The sequence below is a fragment of the Viridibacillus sp. FSL E2-0187 genome (assembly GCF_038006425.1).
Classification (GTDB): Bacteria; Bacillota; Bacilli; order Bacillales_A; family Planococcaceae; genus Viridibacillus; species Viridibacillus arvi.
The window spans coordinates 660,246-672,682 of sequence record NZ_JBBOVG010000001.1; the positions used below are offsets into that span (position 1 = coordinate 660,246).

Sequence of the window (12,437 nt, forward strand, 5' to 3'; positions counted from 1 at the left end):
TAGAAAAATGACGTTATTAACAACGTCATTTTTCAGCCGTATCCATAAGCCTTCAATAAGATAGAGAGGATTGATAATATGGTGGAAAATGACTTTGAAGAAGTTATAAGGACATGTGAGCAAGTAATTGATGTAACAGATTTTGGGGCTGACCCCACAGGTGTACTAGATAGCACAGAGGCCATTTGGCATGCATTTGAATCAGCGAAAAATATGACAGGTCAAGTTGTGATCAATTTCCCATATGGAACCTATCAACTTCAAAAAGCAACTGCACAAAGAAGAGAATTCCATACATCGAACACAAATAGTATCCAATACCCATTAAAGTATATAGCGCTATTATTGGAGGAGCAAAATCAGGTTATCATCAATGGAAACAAGTCTCTTTTCATGATTCATGGAGACTGTATGGCAATTGCGGTTGTACGCTCTAAAAATATATATCTGCATAATTTCTCATGGGATTTTGCTGATCCTACAACTATTGAAATGACTGTTAATGATATTGGAGAAATTAATGGTGAGCAATACACTGATTTTTATGTTCCTGCTTGTTTTACATTTTCAGTAGATAAAAATGAGAAAGATGTAACATGGTATAGTGCGATTAATCCTAGCAATGGGGAGTACTATTGGACCGATAAGAATCACAAAGATGCATGGACACTTGTCGCGTATCATCCTGATAGAAACTTAACAAGACGTTATTCACTGAATTTAGGTCCATTTTCAGAAGAACGAAAAAAGGTTATTAAGCAGAGTGATACGATAATTCGTATTTTTTATGGCGATAGAAGACCATTCTTACATAAACAAGGTCTTGTTTTCGAGTTTTGCTCAACTCCAAGAAGGGAGACAGCAGGAGCATTTATCTGGGAAAGCAAAGACACATCTATTTCTAAAGTAAATGTACACTATATGCACGCATTTGGTTGGTTAACTCAAATGTCACATAATGTTACTTATATAGATTGTACATTTAAAACAAGGAAAGAGAGTGAACGTTTTACATCAAGTTATGCTGATTTAATCCATGTATCTGGGGCTAGCGGGCATATTCATATCGAAGGTTGTACGTTTAATCATGCACACGATGACCCAATCAATGTTCACGGAACCTTTACTCGAGTTGAGGAGAAAATTGATGATTATACACTGCGGTTAGCTTATATACAAAGTCAGCAGGGGGGATTCCCTCAGTATTATGTTGGAAATCATGTTGTATTTTATCGTAGAGACACATTGACAACTGGATCTGATGAGGGAGAAAAATATGAAGTTGTTGCCGTTACACATCCAGGACAACATGGAAATGACTTGCGTTCAATGACTGTTACGTTTGATAAACCAATTCCCGATGAATTATTAGAGAAAAGTAATAATGAACCGTTGTTTGTTGCTGAAAATATTACCTTCACACCATCGGTACACATTAAAAATAATCACTTTGAAACAATTTCAACTAGAGGAATTCTATGTACAACAAGAAAAAAGGTTGTTATTGAACATAATACATTTAAGCATATGGCAATGGACTCAATATATTTATCGAACGATTCGGAATTTTGGTATGAGTCAGGTCCGATTACCGATATTACAATACAATCGAATACATTTTATGTTGCTAAAGTTGGGAATGCACAGTGGAGAAATGCCGCGATACGAATAGACCCAATTACAATGGGAAATAATATCCCCCCATATACAAATGCTATACACAAAAATATTAAGATTAAAGACAATGATTTTTATATTGAAGAGGAATCAGTTCTTGTAGCAAAAAGTGTTGATGGGCTATCTTTTACAAATAACAATATTTATTCCTATCGACCTGAAGTAAATCCATTACTACCCGAAACAATTGTTGGTGAGGAAATAAAAGAAGAGAAACATGTAAAAACATTCGAATTGATTGGCTGTCAAAATGTCAAAATAGTAAATAATGAGTTTGAAGAAAATTATAATACATCGCTTTCATTCTCAAAAATGCCGATGGGCAATATTAAAGAAAACGTCATAAAAAATAGAGTAAGTAGACTGATACATTGATATGAGACACATCACTAGTATTACGTGATTTTTAACACATTTTTCAGTCTCTATATTCGATTTATTATTCGAAAAAAATAATTATTCTGATTGAGGTAGCGTCAGCCTATTTGTTGTTTTATGCAAATAGGCATGTTTGCCAACTTTACAAAGGTACTTCGTTAAAGGCGTTATGATAGGCAGACTAAAAAACTAAAAGACTAAAAGACTAAAAAACTAAAAAACTAAAAGACTAAACGGGGGAGAATGATTTGAAGAGAAGATATTTTTCAAGTGTAGCAGCTACATTATTGTTAACAGCGGGTATTTTGGGGGCTTGTTCGAGTGAGGAAGGGACTACTGAAAAAAGTGCTAATGCCGATAAGGTAAATGCAACAGGGATGCCAATTGTGGACGAAAAGATTCAAGTAGATGGATTTGCGGCAAAGTTCTTTGCTTCACAAGACTGGAACAAACTTATGCTTTGGGAAGAATATGAGAAAATATCGAACATTGAAGTAAATTGGAACACTGTACAAACAGAAGGATTGGTAGAGAAACGCAACTTGATGCTTGCATCGGGCGATTATCCTGAGTTTTTCTTTGCTTCAGCTGTACCGAAAACAGATTTGATCAAATACGGAGAACAGGGTGTATTCTTGCCATTAAATGACTATATCGATAAATACGCACCGAATTTCAAAAAAATACTTGAAGAGTATCCTTCAGTGAAACAAGGTGTTACGATGGCGGATGGTCATATCTATGGTTTCCCTGCAATTTATGATCCAGAGTACGATGTTTTACGTGCCGACACACCGTGGATCAGGAAGGATTGGCTCGATAAATTAAATCTAAAGGAGCCAGAAACGCCAGATGAATTATACAAAGTGTTGAAAGCGTTTAAAGAACAAGATCCGAATGGTAATGGCAAAGCAGATGAGCTTGGATGGGGAACCGGCTGGGGTATTAACACAATGATAGGCTATTTGCGTGGAACATATGGCTTGAACAAACAAGGAAATATGAATATTAACTTAGACTTTAAAGAAGGTACTGAAGAGTTTCGTTTTATTCCAACTACTGATGAGTATAAGGAATTAATAACATTCTTGCACAAGCTATATAAGGAAGAGCTAATTAATAAAGATGTGTTCTCAACCGAACCACATGTATTTGCTGCCGAAGAATCGAAAGGGAATTTTGGTATGCTGAGTGCTGTTAACCCGCTAGAAACACAAAAACTTAAAGGGTATATTGGTGTACCGGTTCTTGAAGGTCCTACGGGGGAACGTGTTATTAACGATATGTCCAATGGACTCGGTAATCTTGGGATGTTCGTCTTGACGGATAAAGCAAAGAATCCTGAAGCAATGGTCCGCTGGATGGATCATTTCTATGGGGATGAAGGTAGTAAAATGTTCTTCATGGGCTTCGAGGGAGTCACATATGAAGAAGATGCGGAAGGAAACTTAAAGTATTTACCAGAAATCATTAATAATCAGAAAGGCTTAAATCAAGATCAAGCTATTAGTCAATACCTAACTTGGCCTGGTGGCTATTATCCGGGGATTGTTAAAGAAAAATACTTCCCGGTAATAGAAAGTACATTTGAAAATTCTGCGAAAGCAAAACCTTACTTTATGAAAGATGAAGACATTATTCCAGGGCTCAACTATACACTGGACGAAAACGACAAGGTTAGTGCAATTATGACAGATGTTCAAACATATGTTGATGAAATGACTGCTGCTTTCATTACAGGGAAACAAGACTTTGGCAAGTGGGAAGACTATAAGAAAACGCTTGAAAAGATGGGATTACAATCGTATCTTGAGACTGCTCAAGGAGCATACGACCGTATGCAAAAACAAAAATAAAAATAAGAGTAAAACTCATACGAAGATATTACTTCGTATGAGTTTTACTTTTTAGAAAAGGATATTTTATGAAATTGAATAATTATTTTAAAAATATGAATATTTACAATATAATAATATTTCGTTAATAATATCAATAAATTACGATGCTATACTCAAATAGCTATCTGAAAGGGTGGTAATAGTTTATTATATTGGAGGATGAAATTCTTTGCATAAAATCACAAAGCAAGTAATATCAACTGCCCTAGCATTTTCTATTGTGGGTGGAGTGGGCGGTAATCTGTATTCTGCTGCAGAAAAACCAATTTCAACTACTGTCAGTAAGGTAACTATCTCATTTAATGGGAATGCTAAAAGTTCGAAAGGGTTTACTTGGTATACATCCCTAACTTCAAAAAACACTGATTTACAAGTAGTTAAAAAAACAGGGAAGAAGCCAAACTTTAAAAAAGCTCTGACATTTAAAGGAACGAAGACTATCTCTTCAAATTCTAAGAAAGAATATGTACATAAAGCAAAAGCGACTGGTCTTAAGGCTGATACCGAATACTATTTCCGTGTCGGAGATGCTTCTAAGAGTAGTTGGAGCGAAGTGGGTACATTTGAAACAGCGCCAAGTAAAGGTGCATTTACGTTTATTGACTTAGCTGATACGCAAGCCAAAACAGAAGAGGAAGCCATTCTATCTGCTGAAACAATTTCAAAAGCCATGGATAAGGTTCCAAATGCCGAGTTCATTGTTCACAATGGAGACTTGCTGGATGACGGCGTTAAAGAGGAACAGTGGGATTGGCTATTAGGACACTCACGGAAAAGCCTGTTAAATACGACATTGGTTCCATCAGCCGGAAATCATGAAGATGAAAATTATGCTTTTATTGACCACTTTAATCTTGATACACCTAAAAAATCAGCAACTAAAACAGGTGCTTATTATTCATATGATTATAGTAACGCTCACTTTGTTGTACTTAATAGTAATGAAGACTCTGAAAAATACGCTAACTTTTCAGAAAAACAAGTGGAATGGTTGAAAAAAGATGTAAAAGTAGCAAAAGCAAATGGTGCTAAATGGATTATTGTTAATATTCACAAAGGGCCGTACACAACATCTAACCATGCAACTGATGATGATATTATGGGTCCAAATGGTGTGAGAAATCAGATTGCACCACTTATGGCGAAACTTGATATCGACTTTGTTCTTCAAGGCCATGACCATATTTATGCACGAACAAAACCGATCAATAGTAAAGGGACAGTTTCAAAAATCCAAAAAATTAGTGAAACTAAAAAGGGACAAAAAATTGAGTATACTGTAAATCCAGATGGTTCAATTTATTTAATTCCTGCAACTGCTGGACCAAAAGTATATTACAAAAATCAAGATCCTGTGCTTGGAAATGCATTTTATAAACTGTTTGAAGTAGCAGATGAAAATCATGCAGCAATCTATGGCCCAGATCCAGACAACAATGACCGTCCAGCCCGCAGTCAAATTCAAAACTTCGTCGGCATCACTATTGATAAAAATAAGCTGACTGCCGTAAGTTATGAAATCGATCAAAATAAGAATAAAGCTAAACCTTATATTATTGATCAATTTGGTATTATTAAGAAATAATGAAAAAAGTTATGGTGAGGAAATAAAAAGTAAAATATACTTATATGTCCTTTACTGATACGCGAATAATTATCAAACGTGTAGAATTTAGTAAAATCCAACTTATACAAAAAAGGGAGATCTCCAAGGTCTCCCTTTTTCATTGTTCAGCACCAGTATTTTTGAAAACTGCTTGGATATGAAAAACAAGTAACAACATTAAGCTATGCGCCAATCTCAGTAGAACACAAAGATGCGATTCACAAGTTGTGAAAATTTACTTAAAACGGTTTTGTTTACATATTTTCAATCGTTCTGTGACGAAAAAGATGTTTGAATTTATAATAAAGTTGTTTAAAAGTAAAAAAAAGAGCTCAAAATTCAAATTAATGTTAAAGTTAGAAAGACTAATTTAAAAGTGAGTAGGCGAAAAAATGATAGAAGTAAAAACATCTCCATTAAGTGATGGAGAATTCAATAGAGGGGTATTTGCTACATGCGATATCCAAAAAGGAGAGCTATTACATGAGGCACCTGTAATTTCTTATCCAAACGAACAGCATCAATACATTGAGCAAACTATACTCGCTGATTACGCTTTTGAGTATGGAATAGGACAATCTGCTATCCTTCTTGGATATGGAATGTTGTTTAATCATTCTTATGAACCTAATGCAATGTATGAGATTAACTTTAAAAATCACACATTTGATTTCTTTGCTTATACAGATATAAAAGCGGGAGATGAAATTCTTATTAATTATAATGGCGACGTTGATGACAAAGATCAGCTGTGGTTTAATGAGGAATAAAAAGTTGTAGTGAAGGTTATTGACGATGTGTCTTTCGATATGAACCAACTTTATACTTGAGAAATTTAATAACCATCTATCAGATTAACTGATAGATGGTTATTGTGTTTTTAGGAACAAAATGAATCAACTTTAAAGTTTATCGTCAAACTAACTGCCAGTTAACTTTAGTACATATCTCCATAAACTCTCGTAATTTACGTGTTTTTATATAAAAGCTGTTATTCTTGATTGTTAAAAAATTTAGTAGTTTATGACAGTGAAAGAGAGTTAAAACATACTGTTATCAAGGAGAGACTTGTTGCAAGTTTATATTTGGAATTCAACTTATTAATTAAGAATATACTGTTGATAAATAATAAGTTTGCTTTTGCACTAGACAAATGTGATTTTATATTATATAATAAATGTAATAAGATCGATTGCAAGAATACAACTAATTCACATATTACAAAGAGTAATCGTGTTTTGTTTGATACTTTTTGTAATATGTGAATTTTTTCTTTTTTGAAGAAATATGATATTATTTAATACAATTAATGGAGGTCATTTAAATGACACAACAAGGTACAGTAAAATGGTTTAACGCAGAAAAAGGTTTCGGTTTCATCGAAGTAGAAGGCGGAAACGACGTATTCGCTCACTTCTCAGCTATCCAAGGTGAAGGTTTCAAATCACTTGACGAAGGTCAAAAAGTTGAATTTTCAGTAGAAGATGGCCAACGTGGACCACAAGCTACAAACATCGTAAAACTTTAATTTTAATGATGTAACTAAAAAAGAGGTATCCTTTCATTAGGATACCTCTTTTTGTGTGTGAAGTTTATAAAATTGTAATTTAGATACTCCGATTGATATCCCCTTCAACGACAACGATATAGAAGTAGGTGTATTCACATAGAGATAGTTGTTTTCGATTATCTCGTTATAAAAAGTTACTATTGAATTTCTTTCATTTATTTTTTATTTAAGATTAATCTTCAGCATCTTCTTGGAATTCATCTTCATCGTCCGAATTAGGGCCGCCCAAGAAATAGTACAATAGAGCCATGAAGACTATTCCGCCTACCATATTCCCTAGTGTTACAGGAATGAGGTTATGGAGAGCCTTGCCAATTGAAATTGCATCAGGATGATCTAATACTAGAGCTATCGAGAATGTACTCATATTCGCGATAGAATGTTCATATCCCGAAATGAAGAAGCCAAATACCAAAAAGATCATTGTAAATAGCTTAGGACCGTCGCCTTTTAATGCCATCGGTACGTAGAAAGCTAAACAAACTAGCCAGTTACAAAGAACCGCACGGAAGAAAAGTTCTGAAGTTGGAGTATTCATTTTTCCTTCAACTACACTCATTAAGAAGCCATTTACTTCATGTGAAGCAAATAAACCTGTTAAGGAGATTAATCCAGCGAAAAAAAGCGCGCCAATAATATTACCACTATATGAAGAAATCCACATTTGAATGACTTTTTTCCATGGCATATTGCCACGAAGAGCAGTGAAGGTAAAATAAAATGTATTTCCCGTAAATAAGTCACCACCAGCATAAGCAATTAGAACGATGGCTATACCAAATGTTAAAGCAGCAATTGGATAAGCTACTGGAGAATGTTCAGCATAGAATAAGTTCCCTGTTTTAAATGCGACGATTACACCGAATCCGATAAATGCACTTGCAAGCATCGCCCGTAATAGATATTTTATAATGCTTTGATCAAATACTTTTTGTTTTTTGAGTGCCAATTTCTCGACATTACGTAGAGCTTTATGTTCCATAATTCCTCCTATTAGCTTGTGTTACTGTTAATGTAATCAAAGATAAAACTCAACATGTAACACATTGATATAATATCGTTAAGCTAAGTTTACAAAAATAGAAACTTCCATTTGAATTCATTAATTTGAAGTAAAGGGCCAATTGGATTCGGTAAAAGTCATAAAAACTACAACAAATAGAAAAGGGTTTCGGCATGATGACATGCCGAAACCTTTTTCTTTACAACACGAACAGCTTATCAATTATGATAAGCCGTTTTCTATGTTGGTATTCGTTCCTAAACGATTCGGCAAGATCAGATGTAATATAACTATACATATGGGATGCGCTGGTGAATCTCCAGGCGTATATTTTAATATATAAAAACCGCTAAAATCAATAAGATATTTTTGGAAATTGCTATTTTTATTGTTGAAAAATATTCAATACCTACATTTGATTTTTTAAAGAGTTAATAAAAAGATTTTAAGGATATAAATATTCTCTTTTTGTTTTAAGAGAATTATGGAGATATAGAAACCTGGTATTATTTACCTCGTATATTTTACAACCAATTTCTAGTAAGAAAAAGAATAATAATAAGTTTAATCATTATATTAAAATAATATAAACTTCACTTTAAAGGTTAATAATTAACATAAAATCAATGGAATATTACAATATTAGGTATATATAAAACAAATATTCCAAAAAAAAAATTATATTTGGTGAATATTTATTTTCTAAGTATAATGTTATAATGCTGAGGGAGATACTTTACATATCAGATTTATTTTGATAGTATTCGTAGTGGAAAATTTGAAAAGAATGACTTAAATTGATTTATTTCATTTATATTTAGTTCTTATTTTAACTAAAAAAATTTCAAATATGTAGGAGGATAAATATGAACTTTGTTTTTTTAGTTACAGGTTTACTGTTCGTATTTGTATTGGGTTATATATTCAGTTATAACCGTAAAAATATACGGATACGTCCAATTGCTATGATGTTAATAGCGCAATTAGTGCTAAGTTTCTTTATTCTTAACACAACTATTGGTTTGAGTATTATTAGTGCTATATCAAAACTATTTGATACATTAATGGGCTATGGTGTTGAAGGTGTAAACTTTGTATTTGGTGGAATGGAAAATGAGCCAGGAGCTGTATTTTTCTTAAACGTACTGCTACCAATTGTTTTCATCTCTGTCCTTATTGGAATATTGAATTTCATTAAGGTTCTCCCGTTCTTTATCAAATATGTAGGTATGGGTATGAGTAAACTAAATGGTATGGGTAAGTTAGAAAACTATGTAGCTGTATCATCTGCTTTGTTTGGACAATCAGAGGTATTTTTAACTACAAAAGAGCAACTAAATAAGATTTCTAAACGACGTTTATATACGTTGTGTACTTCTGCGATGAGTGCTGTAAGCGTTTCCGTAATCGGCGCATACATGACAATGTTAGAACCTAAATACGTAGTAGTAGGGATAATCGTCAATATTTTCTCAGCATTGATTGTTGCGAATTTATTGAATCCATATGAGTTAAAACCAGAAGAAGATTATACAGTAATCAACGATGAAGCTGAGCATAAAGAAAAAGAATCTTTCTTCCAAATGATTAGTGAAGCCATTATGGATGGTTTTAAAGTAGCGGTTATTGTTGGTGCAATGTTGATTGGATTTATTGCTTTAATGGCAATGATTAACAATCTATTTGACCTTATATTCCATATTTCGTTCCAAGAAATCCTTGGTTATGTGTTTGCTCCAATTGCTTTCATCATGGGTATTCCTTGGTCTGAAGCTGTTGCAGCAGGTGGTATTATGGCGACTAAACTTGTAACGAACGAATTCGTAGCGATTCTAAGTTTCCAAGATATTGCTGCAAACTTATCGGCTAAAACAGAAGCTATTGTATCTGTATTCTTAATAAGTTTTGCAAACTTTAGTTCAATCGGGATTATTACAGGTGCCGTTAAAGCGCTAAATGATAAACGAGGATCAGAAGTTGCATCATTTGGTCTGAAATTACTCTTCGGATCAACGCTTGCATCTATCTTATCAGCTACATTAGTTGGTATATTTATGTAATTAGTTTTGATAAATACGTTTGCAAATTTGCAACCGCTTTAATGGCAAGTTCGAACGTATTAAAAGTCCAGCCAGTGTTTACTGGTTGGACTTTTTTTGTTCTGAATTTAGATAATCATGATTTGTTTTTTATTCTATGTAAAAAAAGGGCTGTAAGCGTTTGGGACTAACGTTTACAGTTTTTTTTGTTGTTAAAAATATATCCGAATAAGAAAGGAAATTAAACTGTATCATAAAAGTTTTACACAAACTCGATTGGCTTTTTTATATAAACCTTTAGCTAATATTTAATCTCTTAATGACAAAATAACGAAAATATTTTTACATACCGTAAAAGAGAAAGTCATTAAGTTAATAGCATTGACATAGATTACGTATATCACTGTAAAGAAATAATAGTTTATCAAAAGTAAGTATAGTACGAAGAAATAGAGAATTATAGTTGTTTGTGGTAACCATATGTAAGCAATAAAAGATGAAATAAGAAATGGGGTAATCGAATGGGTAAGGTCGTTAAAATTGGGGCAGGACAAGGTTTTTATGGTGATGCTTTAGAGCCTGCTGTTTACATTGCTGAGCACAGTGATGTCCAATATATTTGTTTTGATACATTAGCTGAATTGACATTGGCTATATTACAAAAAGATCGGCAAAAAGATCCGACTAAAGGTTATACCCGTGATATAACGAAAACTATGAAAAATTTAATTCCCTATATAAAAAAGAAAGGGATTAAATTGATTACAAATGCTGGAGGAATTAATCCAAAGGGAGCCAAAGATGAAATTATTAGAGTTGCGAAAGAGTTAAATATTACAGGTCTGAAAATTGCTACAGTTACCGGGGACGATATCCATGACAGGATAGATGAATTACAAAGCAAAGGAATTTTACTGAGTAATGGCGATACCGGGGAACAGATTGAAGCGGTGAAGGATAAGCTGCTATTTGCAAATGTTTATTTGGGAGCACAAGGGATTGCTGAAGCCCTAAGACAAGGAGCAGATATCGTTTTAACAGGAAGAACATCAGATACCGCTCAGTTTTTAGGACCACTTATTTATGAATTTGGATGGGGAAAAGAAGAATGGAATAAGTTGGCCTCAGGAATATTAGTTGGTCATCTCTTGGAATGTTCTGGACAAGTGTCAGGCGGCAACTTTAGTGGAGATTGGCACAACATTGAAGGATTTGAGAACATCGGATACCCAATTGCTGAAGTAAATGAAGATGGATCTTTTGTCGTTACAAAAACGAAAGGTTCTGGTGGGAGAATAAGTATCGATACGATTAAGGAACAATTTTTATATGAAATTCACGATCCATCTGCTTACATTACACCGGATGTTATTGCAGATTTTACAACAGCAGAATTTGAAGAAATAGAAAATGACAGAGTATTAATAACGGGAGTTACAGGCAAACCAGCACCAGAAACACTTAAAGCTTTAATGGGATACCCAAATGGGTTTTTAGGACAGGGGATGATTGGTTACTCGTGGCCACAAGCACTGTCGAAAGCAAGGAAGGCTGAAGAAATAATTAGATTGCAAATTAAAAAGTTAGGAATTAAAACAGAGGACATTCACGCAGAATATCTTGGTTACAATTCTTTACACGGGCCTTTAGCTCATGAAGTGGATGAAGATCTGATTAATGAAGTATTTTTACGAATGATTATTAAAACTGAAACAAAAAAAGAGGCTTCAAAATTGGCAAGATTGTTCCCGCCATTAGCATTGAGTGGGCCTCCATTTGTTGGCACGGTTACGGGTTTATCTCCAACACGGGAACTATTAGCACTGTGGCCCACGTTCATACCCCGCGAGTTAATCGAAGAAAACATAAAAGTAGAAATAAATGAGGTGAACGAATATGTCTAAAGTGAAATTAAGAGATATTGCACAGTGCCGTTCAGGTGATAAAGGTAATGCATCAGACCTTAGTTTATTTGCTCCAAATGAAGAAGTGTATGAAATTCTTAAACAACAAGTTACAGCTGAAAAAGTTAAGAAACATTTTACTGGCTTAGTAAAAGGTGAAGTGTATCGATATGAAGTTCCTAATGTATTCGCGTTGAAGTTTTTATGTAAAGAGGCATTAGGAGGGGGAGCACCTTCATCTTTAAGATTAGATAATTTAGGGAAATGTTTTGGATCTAATCTACTTCGGATGGAAATTGAGGTAGAAGATGAGGTACTAACAATTATTGGTGAAGCACGCCAAGGAATATGATCTTTTTAAT

General features: G+C 33.9%; 9 protein-coding genes. 8 read left to right on the forward strand and 1 reads right to left on the reverse strand.

Annotated elements, in window-relative coordinates:
• The first annotated feature begins 78 nt into the window (after positions 1-78).
• The 5 genes from MHH85_RS03165 to MHH85_RS03185 all read left to right on the forward strand — a co-directional run bounded on the left by MHH85_RS03165 (position 79) and on the right by MHH85_RS03185 (position 7,087).
• A complete protein-coding gene (locus MHH85_RS03165) occupies positions 79-2,052 on the forward strand; it encodes a glycosyl hydrolase family 28-related protein (RefSeq protein ID WP_340705914.1) in 1,974 nt (657 codons plus the stop codon).
• A gap of 251 nt (positions 2,053-2,303) precedes the next feature.
• Positions 2,304-3,911, forward strand: coding sequence for an extracellular solute-binding protein (locus MHH85_RS03170; protein ID WP_340705915.1), 1,608 nt, complete (start codon positions 2,304-2,306; stop codon positions 3,909-3,911).
• Between the two features lie 211 nt (positions 3,912-4,122).
• Positions 4,123-5,538, forward strand: coding sequence for a metallophosphoesterase family protein (locus tag MHH85_RS03175; protein ID WP_340705916.1), 1,416 nt, complete (start codon positions 4,123-4,125; stop codon positions 5,536-5,538).
• A gap of 413 nt (positions 5,539-5,951) precedes the next feature.
• Complete coding sequence (locus tag MHH85_RS03180) at positions 5,952-6,329, forward strand: SET domain-containing protein (RefSeq protein WP_038187588.1); 378 nt, start codon at positions 5,952-5,954, stop codon at positions 6,327-6,329.
• 554 nt (positions 6,330-6,883) lie between these two features.
• On the forward strand, positions 6,884-7,087 hold the full coding sequence (locus MHH85_RS03185) for a cold-shock protein (RefSeq protein WP_038187584.1): 204 nt from the start codon (positions 6,884-6,886) through the stop codon (positions 7,085-7,087).
• 214 nt (positions 7,088-7,301) lie between these two features.
• On the opposite strand, the gene MHH85_RS03190 is transcribed toward MHH85_RS03185, so the two are convergent.
• The gene (locus MHH85_RS03190) at positions 7,302-8,111 is read right to left on the reverse strand and encodes a formate/nitrite transporter family protein (protein WP_193740652.1); all 810 of its coding nucleotides are present in this window, start codon (positions 8,109-8,111) and stop codon (positions 7,302-7,304) included.
• An 887-nt stretch (positions 8,112-8,998) separates the two neighbouring features.
• Between MHH85_RS03190 and MHH85_RS03195 the strand changes: the two genes are divergently transcribed.
• The 3 genes from MHH85_RS03195 to MHH85_RS03205 all read left to right on the forward strand — a co-directional run bounded on the left by MHH85_RS03195 (position 8,999) and on the right by MHH85_RS03205 (position 12,427).
• Complete coding sequence (locus tag MHH85_RS03195) at positions 8,999-10,192, forward strand: NupC/NupG family nucleoside CNT transporter (RefSeq protein WP_193740651.1); 1,194 nt, start codon at positions 8,999-9,001, stop codon at positions 10,190-10,192.
• A gap of 500 nt (positions 10,193-10,692) precedes the next feature.
• Positions 10,693-12,075: an acyclic terpene utilization AtuA family protein gene (locus MHH85_RS03200; RefSeq protein ID WP_193740650.1), complete on the forward strand. Its 1,383-nt coding sequence runs from the start codon at positions 10,693-10,695 to the stop codon at positions 12,073-12,075.
• Positions 12,068-12,427 carry an AtuA-related protein gene (locus tag MHH85_RS03205; protein WP_340705917.1) on the forward strand — a complete coding sequence of 120 codons (360 nt, stop codon included), beginning with the start codon at positions 12,068-12,070 and terminating at the stop codon, positions 12,425-12,427. Before MHH85_RS03200 ends, MHH85_RS03205 begins: the two co-directional genes overlap by 8 nt.
• Positions 12,428-12,437 lie beyond the last annotated feature (10 nt).

Bases quoted from the DNA above. Each gene is read 5' to 3' on its own strand.
- MHH85_RS03165 (WP_340705914.1), top strand. From the start codon at position 79: ATGGTGGAAAATGACTTTGAAGAAGTTATAAGGACATGTGAGCAAGTA.
- MHH85_RS03180 (WP_038187588.1), top strand. From the start codon at position 5,952: ATGATAGAAGTAAAAACATCTCCATTAAGTGATGGAGAATTCAATAGA.
- MHH85_RS03185 (WP_038187584.1), top strand. From the start codon at position 6,884: ATGACACAACAAGGTACAGTAAAATGGTTTAACGCAGAAAAAGGTTTC.
- MHH85_RS03190 (WP_193740652.1), bottom strand. From the start codon at position 8,111: ATGGAACATAAAGCTCTACGTAATGTCGAGAAATTGGCACTCAAAAAA.
- MHH85_RS03195 (WP_193740651.1), top strand. From the start codon at position 8,999: ATGAACTTTGTTTTTTTAGTTACAGGTTTACTGTTCGTATTTGTATTG.
- MHH85_RS03200 (WP_193740650.1), top strand. From the start codon at position 10,693: ATGGGTAAGGTCGTTAAAATTGGGGCAGGACAAGGTTTTTATGGTGAT.
- MHH85_RS03205 (WP_340705917.1), top strand. From the start codon at position 12,068: ATGTCTAAAGTGAAATTAAGAGATATTGCACAGTGCCGTTCAGGTGAT.